The following is a 15,851-nucleotide window of genomic DNA, read 5'->3' on the forward strand; positions in this document are numbered from 1 at the left end:
GCATCAACGGTTCGATCAGCTCCCACTGAGCATCGGTCAGCACGGCAGAACGCGACATGCATCAACCATCACAGCCGACCGTGCCCACATTCAGGAGACACGCCCTAGCCCCCTCGAGTGAGCGCCCCGTCCCACTCGAGTGAGCGCCCCGTCCCACTCGAGTGGCCCCGTCGTCACACCGATCCGGTCCGTCGGTGTGGGACCGGTGGGGTTCCGGGGCCACTCGACGGGAGTGACTGGTGGGGTCTCGGGGCCACTCGACGACGCGGCTTGGGCCCGTTAGCTGCGCGCGTCGTGGGCGGGGTGCTCGGGACGGTGCTCGACCGGCACGAAGTCGGAGGCGCCCTCGTGGAGGTCGAGCACGCCGTCGGCGTCCTCGGGCAGGGCCTCGACCTCGTCGATCTCGAAGGTGGAGGCGTCGGCGTCCGCGGCCGTGAGCGGCACGGGCTGGGACTCCTCCACGGCCTCGGCGTGCCACGGTGACCGGTCCGGCCCGGCCGTGCCTCCGGGGACCGCTGGCACGTCGTCGGCGGCGACGGCGTCACCCGGTGCGGCATCGGCCGTCTCCGGCGACGTCGTGGGCGGCTCGGCGTCCCCGGCGGTCCAGTCATCGGGGACCTGCGGCTCGTCGAGCAGCGAGGTCATCGAGATCGCCTGGGTCTCGCCGAGCATCGGGAAGGGCACGTGCGGCTGGGTCGCGTCCCACTCGGGCTCGGGCCGCGCGGGGTCGTCGGGGTCGAGGACCGCTGCGGCACGCTCTCGCGACTGTCGGGTGCGCTCGCTGCGCTCGGCGTCATCCTGCGCGTGACGACGGTCGTCGTCCTCGACCCGGCCGTCGAGGGCGCGCAGCTCGTCGGCGGTGCGCTCGACGACGTCGAGCTGGCCCGACGCGAGGGCGTGGAGCAGGGTCCGCAGCGGCGCCATCTCGGCCGCGAGCCGGGCGCGGCGCACGAGGTGCACGTCAGGTCGCTCGATGCGCGACTCGGCGTAGGCCTCGAGCACGGCATCGAGCGTCTCGGCCGGCGCCAGGCTGGCGAGCTCGGCGAAGTCGTCCGCCGGGTCGCCGACGCGGCTTGCCTCCCAGGCCAGGACGCCACGCACGTGACCGCTCGACGAGTCGTCATCGTCGTCGAACGACGCGAGGACGTTCTCGCCGGTGAAGGTGCCGTGGACCGTGGTCGGGGCGAAGCGCCACAGCGAGACGTCCTCGAGTGCGTGCTCCCAGCGCGTGAGGAGCCCGGTGGGCACGTGCCCCGTCGCGGCGGCCCGGTCGAGCTCGGAGAGCTGGCGGCGGCGGTACGCCTCGGCGTCGTACGAGGGTCGCCCGGCCTCCTCGTAGAGCAGGTGCTCGACATTGTGGATGTGCGCGAGGGTGCGACCCACCTCGGCCGTCAACGGGCCCGGACGGAGCCCCGCGAAGTCGAGGGGTCGACCGGGGACGCGCAGGTAGACGGCCGCTCGGCCCTCCGGCACCTGGGCGAGGCCGCGGACCATGGGCATGGCCACGTCGAGCCGGCGCCCGAGCAGGCCGGACAGGGCGGAGATGTCGTCGAGCATCGCGCCGGCCGCCGACGTGCACGGCGCCTTGACGACCCAGCGGCGGTCCTGGCTGTCCTGGACGTAGGCGATCTCGAAGAGGTCGCCGGGACGGCCCGGGACACCCTCCACCGTCACCGGGTCGAGGCCCGGCACGGCCGAGCTCGCCAGGGCGGCGAGGAAGAGCGGGCTGCGCGTCACGTGTCCACCGTAGGTCGAGCAGCGCGCCGAGCGTGGGAGGCGACGCCCGCGCCGGTCGGTTCGGTGCAGGCTCGACACCGGTGCGCCGGTGCCGGCTCGCCGCCCTAGGGTGGGTCGCGTGGCAGTGACCGACGAGACCCTGGCCGACCTCGCGCTCTCGCGCAGCTCACTGGACCGGGTGGCGCTCGAGCGTCGGCGGCCCGAGGTCCTCACCGAGCTGCTCGACGACCCGCGGACCCGCGTCGCCGAGGTCCGGGGTGACCGCATGCAGGTGTCGGCCCCAGACGGCGCACAGGTGGCCGGTGACGACGGGCTGGCGCTCGTCCTGCGCGCCCCCGAGCCCGAGGACCACGCCCGGCTCGGACTGCACCTCGGCCGCGACGGCGACGGTACGGCATACGTGGGCGTCGTCTCGACGGACGACGGAAGCGCGGCCGACGAGGACCGGCCGCCGGAAGGCTGGCTCACGCTGCGGCAGGCGGGCGAGGCGCTCGCACCCCGCGACGCAGGCGTCTTCACGACCGCGCTGGCACTGGCCCACTGGCACGCGACGCACCGCTTCTGCCCTCGCTGTGGCGCCCCGACCCATCCCCGACAGGGTGGCTGGGTGCGGCGCTGCGAGCGCGAGGGCAGCGAGCACTACCCGCGCACCGACCCGGCGGTCATCATGTCGGTCGTCGACCCCGACGACCGGCTGCTGCTGGGCCGGGGGGCGCACTGGCCCGAGGGTCGTTTTTCCGTGCTCGCCGGCTTCGTCGAGCCGGGGGAGTCGTTCGAGTCCGCGGTCGCCCGCGAGGTCGCCGAGGAGGTCGGCATCTCCGTCGAGGCGGCGCGCTACCTCGGCAACCAGCCGTGGCCGTTCCCCTCGTCGGTGATGATCGGTTTCCAGGCGACGACGCGCGAGACCGAGCTGACGATCGACCCCGTCGAGATGGCCGAGGCGCGCTGGGTGAGCCGTGAGGAGTACCGCGACCTGCTCCGCGACGGCTCGATCCGCACGCCGAGCGGCATCTCGATCGCCAAGCGGATCATCGAGCACTGGCTCGGCCAGACGGTCGAGTCCGTCGTCGAGCCGGGCACGGGGACGAGCTTCTGAGCCTAGTCGGCGCGGCCCGTCAGCCCGCGAGGCGCGAACGGACCTCGGCGAGCGAGGGGTTCGTCGCGGCCGAGCCGTCGGGGAAGACGACGGTCGGGACCGTGCGGTTGCCGCCGTTGACGTGCTCGACGAAGTCGACGTGCTCGGGATTGGCCTCGAGGTCGATCTCGGTGAACGGCACGCCCTCGCGGGTCAGCTGGCCCTTGAGGCGTGTGCAGTAGCCGCACCACGTGGTCGTGAACATCGTGATCGAGCCCTCGTCGGGCGTGACCTGCGTGGACTGGGGCATCGGTTCCTACTCGTGTCGCGACGTCGTGCGTGGTGGTGGGGACGGCCCCCACGGGCGTCGTCCCTCGGTGCAAGGATGACCCCATGGCCAAGCGCGGCGCAAAACGATCCCCCAGGATGGACCTCGACGTCTACGAGACCGAGGTCCGTCGGCTGCAGGCCGAGCTCGTCGCGTTCCAGGAGTGGGTGCGTTCGACGGGTCAGCGGGTCGTCGTCGTCTTCGAGGGGCGCGATGCCGCCGGCAAGGGATCGGCGATCAAGCGGATCACCGAGTACCTCAGCCCTCGCGTCGCCCGGATCGCGGCCCTCCCGGCGCCGACCGACCGCGAGAAGACGCAGTGGTACTTCCAGCGCTACATCGCCCACCTGCCCGCGGCCGGAGAGATCGTGCTCTTCGACCGGTCCTGGTACAACCGCGCCGGCGTCGAGCGGGTCATGGGGTTCTGCACCGACGAGCAGTACGCCCGGTTCCTCGAGCAGGCCCCGCTCTTCGAGCAGATGCTCGTCGATGACGGTGTCATCGTGCGCAAGTACTGGTTCAGCGTCTCCGACGTCGAGCAGGAGCGCCGGTTCCGCAGCCGCGCCAAGGACCCCATGCGCCAGTGGAAGCTCTCGCCGATGGACCTCGAGTCCATCACCCGCTGGGAGGACTACTCCGAGGCCAAGGACATCATGATGGCCGCGACGAGCACCGACTGGGCGCCGTGGCACGTCGTCGAGTCCGAGGACAAGCGGCGCTCGCGGGTCAACGTCATGCACCACCTGCTCAGCTCCATCCCGCACGCCGCGGTGGCGCCCGTCGTGCCGCCCGTCCCCAAGCGCCCGGCTCCGCGCGGCTACGAGCGCCCGCCCCAGCACGAGCAGAACTACGTGCCGGACCACGCCGCGAGCGTGCTGGCCGCCTCGAAGGGTGATCGCTCCTGAGCGCAGTACCGTCCGCCGACGAGATCCTCGCCGGGCTCGACCCGGAGCAGCGCGAGGTCGCGATGGCCCCGCCGGGCCCCCTGTGCATCCTCGCGGGGGCCGGCACGGGCAAGACGCGCGCCATCACCCACCGCATCGCGTATGCCGTCCACTCGGGTGCGCAGCAGCCGCAGCGGGTGCTCGCGCTGACCTTCACGGCCCGCGCCGCCGGTGAGATGCGCACGCGCCTGCGTGGGCTCGGGGTGCAGGGCGTCCAGGCCCGCACCTTCCACGCCGCCGCGCTCCGGCAGCTGCACTTCTTCTGGCCGCAGGCCATCGGCGGCGCCGCCCCCGAGGTGATGAGCCACAAGGCGGCGGCCGTCGCCGAGGCGGCGAGCCGGCTGCGCATGCAGTTCGACCGCACGACCGTCCGCGACCTCGCAGCCGAGATCGAGTGGGCCAAGGTCAACCTCCTTACGCCGCAGTCGTATGCCGCCCGCGCCCGAGAGCAGCGACGCGAGCCCCCGGGCCTCGACCTCACCGCCATGGCACGGCTCTTCGAGGCGTACGAGGACGTCAAGCAGCGTCGCGGCGTCATCGACTTCGAGGACGTCCTGCTCCTCACCGTCGGCATCCTCGACGAACGCGAGGACATCGCCCGCACCGTCCGCGGCCAGTACCGCCAGTTCGTCGTCGACGAGTACCAGGACGTCAACGACCTCCAGCAGCGGCTCCTCGACCAGTGGCTGGGGGAGCGCAAGGACCTCTGCGTCGTCGGCGACCCGGCCCAGACGATCTACTCCTTCACCGGGGCCAGCCCGCGACACCTCGTCGGCTTCTCCCAGCGCTTCCCGGGGGCGCAGGTCGTGCGTCTCGTGCGCAACTACCGCTCCACACCCCAGATCGTCGGGCTCGCCAACACCATCGTCGCGTCCGGCACCCAGGCGGCGCGCGACGGGTCGGTGCGCCTCCTCGCGCAGTCCGAGCCGGGTCCCACGCCCGAGCTGACGAGCTATCCCGACGACCCGGCCGAGGCTGCCGCGGTCGCCGACCGCATCCGCACGCTCGTCGCCGGCGGGCACCAGGCGGCCGAGATCGCCATCCTCTTCCGCACCAACGCCCAGTCCGAGGCCTTCGAGTCGGCTCTCACCGACGCCGGGGTGGCCTACCTCGTGCGGGGTGGCGACCGCTTCTTCGCCCGCAAGGAGGTGCGCGATGCGGTCCTGCTGCTGCGCGGCGCCGCCCGCAGCGACGACGGCGAGAAGCCGCTCGGCGAGATCACCCGCGACGTCATCACCGGCGCGGGCTGGTCGCATCAGCCCCCGTCGGGCAGCGGGGCCACCCGAGAGCGGTGGGAGTCGCTGACCGCGCTCGCGACGCTCGCCGACGACATCGCGGCAGCGGCCCCCGACGCCCGGCTGCCCGAGCTCGTCGCCGAGCTCGAGCGGCGGGCGGCCGAGCAGCACGCGCCGGCCGTGCAGGGCGTGACGCTCGCCAGCCTGCACGCCGCCAAGGGCTTGGAGTGGGACACCGTCTTCCTCGTCGGCGCCTCCGACGGCCTCATGCCCATCTCGATGGCCGAGGGTCCCGACGCCGTCGAGGAGGAGCGACGCCTGCTCTACGTCGGGCTCACGCGCGCCCGCAAACAGCTCTTCCTGTCGTGGTCCGGCGCCCGCACGCCGGGAGCCCGGGCCACCCGCCGCGTCTCGAGGTTCCTCGCGCCGGCGGCCGACATCCTCGGCCAGGGCGCCCGCAGCGAGGCGAGGTCGGGCGGCTCCAAGCGGTCCGCGCCGAAGGTGGCACCCCTCGCGCACTGCCGCGGCTGTGGCGCCGAGCTCGTCTCCGCGGCGCAGCGCAAGACCGGCCGCTGCGACGACTGTCCGCCCACCTACGACGAGGCGACGTTCGAGCGGCTGCGCACGTGGCGCCTTGCCGTCGCGCGCGAGGCGAGCGTGCCGGCATTCGTCGTCTTCACCGACGCGACGCTCACCGCGATCGCCGAGGACGCGCCCTCCGACGAGGGTCGTCTGTCGGTCATCAGCGGCGTCGGTGCGCGCAAGCTCGAGCAGTACGGCAGCGACGTCCTTGCCATCCTGGCCGGTGCCGACCCGCAAGAAATCTTCGAAAGCCGTTCTGCGGCAAAGTAATCCGCGGGTTAGACGCATTGGCCCAAAATAAGTTCGGAAAACTTCGTTAAATCAGTTGTTCGCCCGCGAGGCGCACGCGTACCCTTGACGAAGTCAAGCCCAGTGGTCTCGGTGGCCAGCTGGGGCCCGTGAGCAGAAGTGAGGAGGTCGGCCTGATGGACAACACCACGATGACGATGAGCGCAGTCTCCTGCGTCCTTTCCGTGCGTCTGCGGCCGACCACCGGCGATGTCCGCCTGGCGGCCACGCGCGCTCCGGAGCAGGGGACCACTGTGTCCATCGCCGCCGTCATGGGCGGCCGTGTCGCCGACTTCCGCGCCCCGATCCAGGGAGACGTCTCGGTCACCGGCCTCACGTCCGCCCCCGCCTACAAGACCCTCGATGTCGTTCGCTCCCGTTCTGGGAGGCCACCGGTCTGACAAGACCCGAAGCCTCACCTCCAGGCCGCGAACCCGACATCACCGGGTCCGCGGCCTTCGTGTTACCCGGGGGAGTTCCCCGGCCGAATGCCGCTCCCACACCGCACCAACCGACACCGACAGATGAGCACCCGACCGGGTGCCTGACAGATCAGGGACACAGATGACTCCCCGGATGCCGAGCAGCAGGACCGAGACCCGCACCACCGGTGCAGGCCTGCGGACCAAGCCAGACACGAGTGAGCAGGGGCACCCCACCACGGGCGCCCAGGAGACGGAGGTGAGAACGATGCAGCTGAGCGAACTGATCGACATGAGAACCGAGGCGGAGCAGGTCGGCGAGACCATTCCGTGCCGCGACTACGACGCGGAGCTCTGGTTCGCCGAGCGACCCGAGGACGTCGAGTTCGCCAAGACGCTCTGCGGGCTCTGCCCGGCGCGGGTCCAGTGCCTCGCCGGCGCCCTCGAGCGCCAGGAGCCGTGGGGAGTCTGGGGCGGGCAGCTGCTCGTCCAGGGCGCCATCGTGGCTCGCAAGCGGCCCCGCGGCCGTCCGCGCAAGCACCCCGTGGCTGCCTGAGCCTGCGTGACCACGCATGACCCAGACGCCCACGGCCACCACCAGCACTTTTCTTCACAGACCAGGAGATCGTCATGAACCAGCTCGAGATGCTGGCTCGCGACCGGATCAACCAGCGCAGTCAGCGCCAGGAACGCAGCGGCATCCGTCGCAGCGCCCGGCTGATCGCCCAGGAGATCCGGGACAGTCGACGCCACAGCCAGAAGTGAACGACCGCGCCACGAGGCGCGTTGCAGGACAACTGAATCGAGTGAGCGAGCCGCGGGTGACGCGCACGTCACCCGCGGTTCCGCACGTCCGGGGCCGTTCGCCCAGCTCCTGAACCCCCTGCCCAGCTCCCTCCTTGCCCGGGCCGAGATCCCGCGTGGCGCCACGAACCACCCCCACGTCGGCGGATACTCGAAGAAGGAGAAGGGAGAACCCCGTGAACACCTCTACCGAAGCGGCGAGCGAACCAGCTACCGACGCCGCAGCCAGTGACGAGTCCCTCGTCTGCTCCGGGTGCGGCACGACCCCGCGGACCGAGGACCGGTCCGCAGCCCGGCTCACGTGGAGCCGAGGCGCCGACGCCGGGCGCACGACCTGGACGTGCGAGCGATGCAGCCGCGAGAACCTCCGCTCGATCGAGAGCAAGCTCGACCCCGTCTGGTGGTGACGAGCAAGGCCGTGTGAGCGCTCCGGGCGATCATCCGTCAATGGCGTCCGTCAGTCGGCGTCGACCACGGGCGGTAGGTCCGCCCCGGGGAGCAGCTCGTCGACGATGGCGCGCCCGTGGACGGTGCCGCCCAGCTGGCTGAGCACGCCGATCCCGCCACCCCACACCCGGTGGATGAGGAGGTACTCCGGCGGCAGGTTGAGCTTGTAGGCGACGGCGTAGTTGGGCTGGCGCGGGTCGTTGATGTGCGCGAAGACGCCCCGGAGCCAGTCCCGGCTGAAGGTGAACGTGTCGGTGCGGAACGGCGCCATGAAGGGCTCGAGGTAGTCGAGGAGCCGCTGAGGGTCGAGGTCGATGTTGTCCTTGACGAAGCCGATCCCGCGCAGACCCTCGAGCACGTCCTCGGCGCTGCCCTCGAGGCCGGTGGTGAGCAGCGGCCCGATCTCGGGCGGCATGCCGTTCGGGAGCCGGTTCACGGCCCCGAAGTCGATGACGCCCAGGCGCCCGTCGGGCGTCATGCGGAAGTTGCCGGGGTGCGGGTCGGCGTGCAGCAGCCCGGCTCTGGCAGGCCCCGCGAGCAGGAAGCGCAGGTACAGCTGCGAGGCGGTGTCGCGCTGCTCCTGGGTGCCCTCGGCGATGATCCGCGAGAGGGGGAGCCCGTCGAGCCACTCCGAGACGATGACGTGCTCGCGGCCGTCGACGACGTGCGGCACGGCGAAGTCGGGGTCGCCGTCGAAGGCGGCAGCGAAGGTCGCCTGGGACTCGGCCTCGAGGCGGTAGTCGAGCTCCTCGGCCATCCGGTCGCGCAGCTCGTCGAGGATCGGGCCGAGCTCGATGCCGGGCACCCAGCTCGCCGCGACCTTGGCGACCCGGCTGATCTGCCGGATGTCGCTCATCAGCGCGGCGCCGGCGCCGGGGTACTGGATCTTCACCGCGACGTCGCGACCGTCCTTCCAGACGGCCCGGTGCACCTGCCCGATCGAGGCGGAGGCCACGGGGTGGTCGTCGAAGGACTCGAACCTGCTGCGCCACCGTGTGCCCATCTGGGCGCGGAGCACGCCGTGCACGGAGGTGGTCGGCATCGGCGGGGCGCTGTCCTGCAGCTTGGTCAGCATGGTCCGGTAGTGCACGGCGAGGTCCTCGGGCAGCGCTGCCTCGAAGATCGAGAGCGCCTGCCCGAACTTCATGGCGCCGCCCTTGAGCTCGCCGAGGACCTGGAAGAGCTGCTGCGCCGTGCGGGCCTGCAGCTCCGCGGCCACGATCTCCGCCGGGCGACCACCGAGCCGTTTGCCGAGGCCGAGTGCGGTCCGACCGGCGAAGCCAAGCGGCACCGAGGCGAGCTTGGCCGAGCGTACGACGGCCTTGCGTGGCAGGTCGGTCACGGCGCACCTCCTCGGGCGGGTCGACGGTCTCGTGCGGGCGCGAGTGTGGTCGGTCCGGCGCCGGTGAACGAGACAACATCGCGCGGCGGCGGGTCGAGCCCACCCTCGACTCTATGTGCACCCGCCCGGGCTGGTGCGCCCGACCATCTGTCCAGCCTTGGCCCTGCGTCGGTCACGCCCCGCGGCGGAGCGACGCATCCCCGGTGCCAGTCCACGCGCCGCCGGGGCCGCTCGTGCCGCCTGAGGCAGGGTGCGCCGGGCAGAGCGGGTGCGTCGGCCAGCGTCGGTGGTCCATCCGTGGCCACGGTGGGCTCACCTCGACCGAGACCCCGGGCGGGGGAGGGTGGCCCTCGAGGACCCCGTTCACGAGGAGGGTCACGCTGCCGACGACGAGATGGGACAGGCCCGGAGCGAGGCCGTCGTGCTCGCCCTCGGGCGACCCGGCCGGCGCGAGGGCCCGTGTCGGCGTCGCCTGGCTCATCAGTGTCGGCCACGCGTCGTCGCGGTCGGCCCGGTGCCGGTCGAGGCACCAGAGGCACGGCGCGCCGGGGGAGCCGTCGACGAGCGGACCGATCACCGTACGGGGCCCGGCCGGGGCCACGGGCAGGTGCGGGACGCCATGACGCAGCCAGAGGTCGCCACGACGAGGGTCGACGACGGGTGACCCCACGAGGACGACGAGGTCGGGCCGTGGGCGCAGCGGCGCGGCGACCGCTCTGTCGACCGCGGTCCGGCCGTGCACGACGAGCGTGCCGGCGTGCGCCAGCGCCGCGGCGATGTCGGTGGCGACGTGGCCACAGCCATCGACGACGACCCGCCCGGAGGCGCTGGCGCGTGCAGCGGCAGCGGAGCCGGACGACGACACCCCCGCCGGGTGCCGGTCGGTGAGCACGCCGAGCTCGGCGACGAGCTCGAGCAGGGCACGCCATCGTGCTGGAGCGATGCCAGCGTCGGCCGCCACGCGCTCGGTCGAGACGAGGGGGAGGGCGCCGTCGAGACGGGCGAGCAGGGCGGCCTCGGTGTCGCTGACCCCCGTGACGACAGGACCGCCCGGGAGCACGCCGAACTGGACCTCGCCGCGTCGTCTCGTCAGCGGACGCAGCCAGACGGGCACGCGGGGGTGGGGTGGGACGGCAGCAGCGGACATCGGACCTCCAGACCCGGTGGCGCCACCAGCGTGCGCCACCCTCGGTCGTCAGGCTCGCAGCCGCCCGGGTGCGGCGGTGCTCGTCGTCCACAGCCCCTGACGGCGGGTCGAGGACCTGACGCCTCCGGTCGGGCGTCGGCGGGGCCTGAGTCGGCCTGCGGGCCGGCTCGAGGCGGGTACGCGCGAGGGGGCGGGACCGTGTGGTCCCGCCCCCTCGATCTGCAGCGTCAGCGACGCCGCCGCGACCTGGTCAGGCCTTGCCCAGAATGCGGTTCAGGTTCGTGCCACAGACGGGGCACTGTCCCTTGGCCATGCGGCGACCGTTGTCAGAAACGACAACCTTGCCCTCGGCCTCGCGCTTCTCCTTGCACTTCACGCAGTAGAACTCGCCCTTGTAGGTCTCGTCAGCCATTGATGTCTCCTTGTAGATGGCACCCATCCGACGGGTGCCTCGACTCGTTCAACCCTAGAGCACGCTGAGCACGAAATCATGCTCATCCCCGCTTGGCGCGCCCGTCCGCGATGAGGTATGACGCGCGAGCGCGGCCGTGTCGGGCCCGTGCTCCGGGGCGTTGTCCCCACGCTGGCCTACCCTGCCCTCATGGCGACGGTGCGACGTGAGGTGGTGCACACGGTGGTCGACGGGGTGACCGTCGAGGTCCGCCGCAGCGCCAAGCGTCGCCGCACCGTGTCGGCCTATCGCCAGGAGGGGCGCCTCGTCGTCCTCGTCCCGGCGCGGATGAGCCGCGCCGAGGAGGGGGAGTGGGTGCGCACCATGGTCGCTCGGGTCGCCGCGTCCGAGCAGCGCCGCCAGCGCAGTGACGGCGACCTCGAGCAGCGCGCGCTCGCCCTGTCGCGCGAGCACCTCGGCGGGCGCGCCGTTCCCGCGAGCGTTCGCTGGGTCTCCAACCAGAACTCCCGCTGGGGTTCGTGCACCCCGGCCGAGGGCTCGATTCGCTTGTCCGACAAGCTCCGTGGCATGCCGAGCTGGGTCGTCGACTACGTCCTGCTCCACGAGCTGGCCCACCTGCTGCAGCCGGGGCACGGCGCGGAGTTCTGGGCCCTGCTGCAGGGCTACCCGCGTCTCGAGCGTGCCCGCGGCTACCTCCAGGGCGTCTCGGCCGCCGCCGGGCTCGACCTCAGCGACGAGTGAACGCGACGACGCGCTCCGCCTGACGGCATACGGCCACGTATGCCGTGACGCCCCGCGCGCGCCGGCCCGTCGGTCAGCGTTGGTGCAGTCTCAGGCCGGCATCCACGAGGGGGCGCAGGTCCTCTCGTGTCCCCTCGGGGAGGGCGTCCACCGGCCACCACCGGACGTCGATCGACTCGGTGCTGACAGCCGACTCGGCCGACTTCGGGGTGCGCGCCGCGAAGCGGATGTCGAGGTGCTCACGGCACGTGCCGAAATCTCCGGAAAGAAGATGTCGATCGAGCTGCGCGATCTCCGGAAAGGCCGTGATGTCCGCAATGCCCGACTCCTCACGCGCCTCACGAGTGGCCGCGTGCCACACCGACGCGTCCCCGGGCTCGAAGTGTCCGCCGAACTGGAACCACGCCCGCGCCCGGCGGTGCAGGGTCAGCAGCGCGGCGTCGCCGTCGTCGTCGAGCACGATGACGCTGCCCGTGAGGTGTGCCGGCGGTCCGGCCTTGCTCATCGCGTCCGGATGGGCGTGGAGGTGGTCGAGGAACTCCCTGCGAAGGCGCTCCTGCCGCTCGTCCGGCGCAGCCCACGACTCCAGCCGTGCGACGGCGTCGTCGTGCAGGCGGCGCCAGGCGGCCGCGTTCGGCCCCTCGAGGGGCTCGAGGGGCTCGCGGGACCCGCGCGGGTCCCGCGGCACCGGCGGGCGGTGCGCCCCCGTCACCGCTGAGGGCCGGCGCCGGTGTCGCCACCGGTGTCGCCACTGGTGTCGCCGTCGTCGCCGGTGGCCGTGCCCGTGTCGGTGCCTGTGTCGGTGCCTCTGTCGGTGCCGCTGTCGGTGCCGCGCTCGCGGTCGGCCTCCTCGAGGATGCCCTGGAGCACGGAGTCGAGGTCCGCGCCCAGGTTGTCGCCGCCCTCGGGCAGCGCGCTCGTCGAGGAGGTGCCGGTCGCCCGCTCGACGTAGCCGATCGGGTCGTCGAGGTCGGCCGACGTGGGGGCGAGGTCGGGGTGGGCCCAGCGGCCGTCGCGGAGGGTCGCCCCGCCGGCGCTCTCGAGCGCGGCCCAGAGGTTCGCGGCGTCGCGCAGCCGGCGCGGGCGCAGCTCGAGCCCGACGAGCCCGGCGAACGTCTTCTGGGCCGCTCCGCCCACCCGACGCCGGCGGATCGTCTCGGCCAGCGCCGCCGACAGCGGCAGGTGCCGGGCCGTCGTGCGGTCGGTCACGTGGTCGACCCAGCCCTCGGCCAGGGCGAGGAGCGTCTCGAGCCGGTCGAGGGCGGCGCGCTGTGCAGGGGTCGGCTGCGGCCGGAAGAGGTTGCCCTGCAGGGCCGTGCGCAGCGCCTCGGGGTCCGAGGGGTCGATGGTCGACAGGGCCGACTCGATGGCGTCGGTGTCGATCGTGATGTTGCGGGCGTAGTCGGAGACGGCCGAGAGCAGCTGTGGCCCGAGCCATGGCACCTCGGAGAAGAGGCGGACGCGGGCCGCCTCGCGGACCGCGAGGTAGAGGCGCACCTGCGCGATGTCGATCTCGAGCGACTCGGCGAGCTCGGCGACGTTGCCGGGAAGCAGGGCGACGACGCCCGGCTCGGTGAGGGGGAGGCCGACCTCGGTGCCGGTCACGACCTCGGTGGCGAGCGTGCCGACGGCCTGGCCGAGCTGGGCCGAGAACATCTGGCGGCTGAGGTTGCCGAGCATCGGCGCCCACTGCTCGACCATCTGCCGCGGGTCGAAGCCCTCCGGCAGCCCCTCGGGCAGGGCCTCGCCGAAGGCCTCCGGGCCGAGATCTCCGACCTGCTTGCGCATCGCGTCGGACGTCGCGGCGGTGACGCCGTCGGAGACCGGCTCGATGAGCTCGAACCAGCGCGGCATCGTCGCCTCGACCCACTCGGCGCGGCTCAGGCCGGTCGCGCGCCAGGCGGGGGAGGCCAGCGTCGTCTGCTCGTCGAGCCACAGGGTCGCCACGGCGACCGCATCGGCGACCGCGCGTGCGGCGGCCTCGTCGTGCACGTCGTTGCCCTGCGCCGCCATCACGTGTCGGCGGGCGACCTCGGTGGCCAGGTCACGCGAGCCGGTCGGGGAGTCCTGCGCAGCCATGAAGGTGCCGAGCTGGGCACGCATCGCGGCTTGGGTGGCCGGGTCGCGGGGGTCGACGCCCATGCTCTTCATCGCCTCGGCGAGCTCGGGGTTGTCGGCAGCCTCGCCGAGCACCTTCTCGAGCATGGCCCCGAGGTCGGACGGGTCCATCCCGCCGAGGTCCGGCAGGCCGGGGAAGCCCTCACCGAAGCCGCCGCCGAAGCCGCCGCCGAAGCCGCCCCCGAAGCCGCTGCCGAAGCCGGCCGGGCCGGCTCCCGAGCCGGGTGAGCCGCCGCCAGGCCGGTTCAGCGGCAGGCCGAAGGGGGACTCGCCGGGCGCCCGGCCCGCATCGGGCTGGCCGACCTGGTCGCCGGCGTCGCCCGGCTGGCCCGCGTCGGCCTGGCCGGCGTCGCCCGGCTGGCCCGCGTCGTCCTGCTCCTCGCCGGACACGTCGTCCTTGTCGCTGTGGTTGTCGTCACCGCGTCCACGGTCGTCGGCCATGCCTGCTCATCCCCACTCGAACGGATCTCGTGCCGGCCGTCTGGCCGTACACCAAGACAACCACGGATCGACCTCGTTGGTTCCCCACCCCGGGCATGGGCGCGGGCACGGGCGCGGGCATGGGCGCGGGCATGGGCGCGGGCGCGGAACGCGAGGGCCCGCGCGGCGGCATACGATTGCGGGCGTGACGGTCACCCTTGCCGAGATCCGTGAGACACCTCTGTCGGTCGACGAGGTGCTCACCAGCGTCTCCTCGCCCAAGGCGGGAGGCGTCTGTCTCTTCGTCGGCACGGTGCGCGACCACGACGGGCCCGCCGGCGACGTCGCCGAGGTGACCGCGGACAAGACGGTGGCCGCCCTCGACTACTCCGCGCACCCGCAGGCGGCCGAGGCGGCCCGTGCGCTCGCCGCCCGTCTCGCGGCCGATGGACGCTCCGTCCGGCTGGCCGTCGTCCACCGGGTGGGTCACCTCGAGGTCGGTGACGTCGCGGTGGTCGTCGGCGTCAGCGCCGAGCACCGCGGCGAGGCGTTCGACGTCTGCCGCGAGCTCATCGACGAGTTCAAGGCGACGATCCCGATCTGGAAGCACCAGCGCTTCGCCGACGGTGCCGACGAGTGGGTCGGCCTGCCGTGAGGACGATCAAGCGCGTGCCGGAGCAGCCCACCGGTACCGACCTGCCCACTCGTGCCGAGGTGCTCGAGGGTGAGGACACCGGCAGGCTCACCCGCGGCAACAAGGCGGTCCTGGCGGCGTTCTTCGTAGCCCTCGTCGTCATGGTCATCGGGTCGGTCGTCCACCTGCCGTATGCCGTCATGAGCCCCGGGCCGACGCAGGACACCCTCGGCACCTCCGGCGCCCAGAACAAGCCGATCATCGCGATCTCGGGGTTGCCGATCTACCCGACCGACGGCGCGCTGCGCTTCACCACGGTGCGCGTCGAGGGCGGACCGGGCTACCCCGTCGACGCGTGGGACATCCTGCAGGCGTGGGTCGACCCCGCCCGCGACGTCTTCCCCGTCGACGACGTCTTCGACCCGCAGGTCACCCAGGAGCAGGTGGCCGAGGCGAACGCCGTCCAGATGGAGGGCTCGCAGGAGGAGGCCACGGCCGTCGCGCTGCGCGCGATCGGCAAGGAGGTGCCGACCCACGTCGCCATCGCGGGCATCACCGACTCGTCGAAGGCCAAGGGTCTGCTCAAGGTCGGCGACCGTCTCGACAGCATCGACGGCGAGCCCGTGACGACGACGCAGGCCCTGCGCGACGCCCTCCAGAAGAAGAAGCCCGGCGAGAGCGTGTCCCTCACGGTCACGCGCGCCGGCAAGGAGGTGACGGTCGACGTCCCGACCGTCGAGGGCCAGGGTGGCCGCACGGCTCTCGGGGTCCTCCTCGGGCTCGACCACGACTTCCCGGCCAAGGTCACCATCGATGCCGGCGCCATCGGCGGTCCGTCCGCGGGACTCATGTTCTCCCTCGGCATCTACGACAAGCTGACGCCCGGCCCGCTGGCCGGGGGTCACCAGATCGCCGGCACCGGCACGATCGACGACGAGGGCAAGGTCGGCCCCATCGGCGGCATCCGGCAGAAGCTCGCCGGTGCCCGCTCGGACGGCGCCGCCTACTTCCTCGCCCCGGCCGACAACTGCAACGAGGTGGTGGGCCACGTGCCCGACGGCCTCGACGTCTTCAAGGTGGGCACCTTCGACGAGGCTCGCACCGCGGTCGAGGCCATCGCCAAGGGCCAGACGGGCTCGCTGCCCCGCTGCTGACGTCGCGGGAGTGAGCCCTCA

The 15,851-nt window shown here is 72.7% G+C and carries 17 protein-coding genes; 10 read left to right on the top strand and 7 right to left on the bottom strand.

Annotated elements, in window-relative coordinates:
- Nucleotides 1–279: 279 nt before the first annotated feature.
- Nucleotides 280–1,737, bottom strand: coding sequence for a phosphotransferase (locus ASE25_RS06580; protein WP_056824135.1), 1,458 nt, complete (start codon nucleotides 1,735–1,737; stop codon nucleotides 280–282).
- 118 nt (nucleotides 1,738–1,855) lie between these two features.
- Between ASE25_RS06580 and nudC the strand changes: the two genes are divergently transcribed.
- Nucleotides 1,856–2,833 (top strand): NAD(+) diphosphatase, encoded by a 978-nt coding sequence (gene nudC / locus ASE25_RS06585; RefSeq protein ID WP_369793467.1) that lies wholly within the window; start codon nucleotides 1,856–1,858, stop codon nucleotides 2,831–2,833.
- A 19-nt stretch (nucleotides 2,834–2,852) separates the two neighbouring features.
- On the opposite strand, the gene ASE25_RS06590 is transcribed toward nudC, so the two are convergent.
- Entirely contained in the window at nucleotides 2,853–3,122 is a 270-nt protein-coding gene (locus ASE25_RS06590; RefSeq protein WP_020143062.1) for a mycoredoxin, read from the bottom strand.
- A gap of 83 nt (nucleotides 3,123–3,205) precedes the next feature.
- On the opposite strand from ASE25_RS06590, the gene ppk2 reads away from it, so the two are divergent.
- From ppk2 to ASE25_RS06615, 6 genes are all read left to right on the top strand, one after another.
- A complete protein-coding gene (gene ppk2 / locus ASE25_RS06595; protein ID WP_235508577.1) occupies nucleotides 3,206–4,045 on the top strand; it encodes a polyphosphate kinase 2 in 840 nt (279 codons plus the stop codon).
- Nucleotides 4,042–6,171, top strand: a complete 2,130-nt coding sequence (locus ASE25_RS06600) for an ATP-dependent DNA helicase UvrD2 (protein WP_056824145.1) — start codon at nucleotides 4,042–4,044, stop codon at nucleotides 6,169–6,171. The genes ppk2 and ASE25_RS06600 overlap by 4 nt, the downstream gene beginning before the upstream one ends.
- A 155-nt stretch (nucleotides 6,172–6,326) precedes the next feature.
- Entirely contained in the window at nucleotides 6,327–6,590 is a 264-nt protein-coding gene (locus ASE25_RS06605; protein WP_056824147.1) for a hypothetical protein, read from the top strand.
- Between the two features lie 289 nt (nucleotides 6,591–6,879).
- On the top strand, nucleotides 6,880–7,167 hold the full coding sequence (locus tag ASE25_RS06610) for a WhiB family transcriptional regulator (protein WP_020143058.1): 288 nt from the start codon (nucleotides 6,880–6,882) through the stop codon (nucleotides 7,165–7,167).
- 74 nt (nucleotides 7,168–7,241) lie between these two features.
- On the top strand, nucleotides 7,242–7,376 hold the full coding sequence (locus tag ASE25_RS23625) for a hypothetical protein (protein WP_255358381.1): 135 nt from the start codon (nucleotides 7,242–7,244) through the stop codon (nucleotides 7,374–7,376).
- Between the two features lie 215 nt (nucleotides 7,377–7,591).
- Nucleotides 7,592–7,822, top strand: coding sequence for a hypothetical protein (locus ASE25_RS06615; RefSeq protein ID WP_056824150.1), 231 nt, complete (start codon nucleotides 7,592–7,594; stop codon nucleotides 7,820–7,822).
- Nucleotides 7,823–7,872: 50 nt separating this feature from the next.
- Here ASE25_RS06615 and ASE25_RS06620 read toward each other — a convergent pair whose 3' ends face one another.
- The 3 genes from ASE25_RS06620 to ASE25_RS23160 all read right to left on the bottom strand — a co-directional run bounded on the left by ASE25_RS06620 (nucleotide 7,873) and on the right by ASE25_RS23160 (nucleotide 10,763).
- Nucleotides 7,873–9,204: an AarF/ABC1/UbiB kinase family protein gene (locus ASE25_RS06620; protein ID WP_056770709.1), complete on the bottom strand. Its 1,332-nt coding sequence runs from the start codon at nucleotides 9,202–9,204 to the stop codon at nucleotides 7,873–7,875.
- Between the two features lie 172 nt (nucleotides 9,205–9,376).
- The gene (locus ASE25_RS06625) at nucleotides 9,377–10,351 is read right to left on the bottom strand and encodes a hypothetical protein (RefSeq protein WP_056824152.1); all 975 of its coding nucleotides are present in this window, start codon (nucleotides 10,349–10,351) and stop codon (nucleotides 9,377–9,379) included.
- A gap of 250 nt (nucleotides 10,352–10,601) precedes the next feature.
- Nucleotides 10,602–10,763, bottom strand: coding sequence for a DUF5679 domain-containing protein (locus ASE25_RS23160; protein WP_020143053.1), 162 nt, complete (start codon nucleotides 10,761–10,763; stop codon nucleotides 10,602–10,604).
- A 189-nt stretch (nucleotides 10,764–10,952) separates the two neighbouring features.
- Between ASE25_RS23160 and ASE25_RS06630 the strand changes: the two genes are divergently transcribed.
- Nucleotides 10,953–11,504 (top strand): M48 family metallopeptidase, encoded by a 552-nt coding sequence (locus ASE25_RS06630; protein WP_056772564.1) that lies wholly within the window; start codon nucleotides 10,953–10,955, stop codon nucleotides 11,502–11,504.
- Nucleotides 11,505–11,577: 73 nt separating this feature from the next.
- Here the strand turns inward: ASE25_RS06630 and ASE25_RS06635 are convergent, their stop codons facing one another.
- Both ASE25_RS06635 and ASE25_RS06640 read right to left on the bottom strand, forming a co-directional pair.
- Entirely contained in the window at nucleotides 11,578–12,192 is a 615-nt protein-coding gene (locus ASE25_RS06635; RefSeq protein ID WP_056772563.1) for an NUDIX hydrolase, read from the bottom strand.
- Nucleotides 12,193–12,212: 20 nt separating this feature from the next.
- Complete coding sequence (locus ASE25_RS06640) at nucleotides 12,213–14,063, bottom strand: zinc-dependent metalloprotease (protein ID WP_056824155.1); 1,851 nt, start codon at nucleotides 14,061–14,063, stop codon at nucleotides 12,213–12,215.
- A 184-nt stretch (nucleotides 14,064–14,247) separates the two neighbouring features.
- Between ASE25_RS06640 and ASE25_RS06645 the strand changes: the two genes are divergently transcribed.
- Nucleotides 14,248–14,697: a molybdenum cofactor biosynthesis protein MoaE gene (locus ASE25_RS06645; RefSeq protein WP_056824158.1), complete on the top strand. Its 450-nt coding sequence runs from the start codon at nucleotides 14,248–14,250 to the stop codon at nucleotides 14,695–14,697.
- 14 nt (nucleotides 14,698–14,711) lie between these two features.
- Entirely contained in the window at nucleotides 14,712–15,830 is a 1,119-nt protein-coding gene (locus tag ASE25_RS06650; RefSeq protein ID WP_235508579.1) for a PDZ domain-containing protein, read from the top strand.
- Nucleotides 15,831–15,851: the final 21 nt, after the last annotated feature.

The sequence above is a fragment of the Terrabacter sp. Root85 genome (assembly GCF_001429185.1).
Classification (GTDB): domain Bacteria; phylum Actinomycetota; class Actinomycetes; order Actinomycetales; family Dermatophilaceae; genus Terrabacter.

Coding starts and splice junctions, on each gene's coding strand:
- ASE25_RS06630 (WP_056772564.1), top strand. CDS start 10,953: ATGGCGACGGTGCGACGTGAGGTGGTGCACACGGTGGTCGACGGGGTG.
- ASE25_RS23625 (WP_255358381.1), top strand. CDS start 7,242: ATGAACCAGCTCGAGATGCTGGCTCGCGACCGGATCAACCAGCGCAGT.
- ASE25_RS06625 (WP_056824152.1), bottom strand. CDS start 10,351: ATGTCCGCTGCTGCCGTCCCACCCCACCCCCGCGTGCCCGTCTGGCTG.
- ASE25_RS06640 (WP_056824155.1), bottom strand. CDS start 14,063: ATGGCCGACGACCGTGGACGCGGTGACGACAACCACAGCGACAAGGAC.
- ppk2 (WP_235508577.1), top strand. CDS start 3,206: ATGGCCAAGCGCGGCGCAAAACGATCCCCCAGGATGGACCTCGACGTC.
- ASE25_RS23160 (WP_020143053.1), bottom strand. CDS start 10,763: ATGGCTGACGAGACCTACAAGGGCGAGTTCTACTGCGTGAAGTGCAAG.
- ASE25_RS06605 (WP_056824147.1), top strand. CDS start 6,327: ATGGACAACACCACGATGACGATGAGCGCAGTCTCCTGCGTCCTTTCC.
- ASE25_RS06610 (WP_020143058.1), top strand. CDS start 6,880: ATGCAGCTGAGCGAACTGATCGACATGAGAACCGAGGCGGAGCAGGTC.
- ASE25_RS06590 (WP_020143062.1), bottom strand. CDS start 3,122: ATGCCCCAGTCCACGCAGGTCACGCCCGACGAGGGCTCGATCACGATG.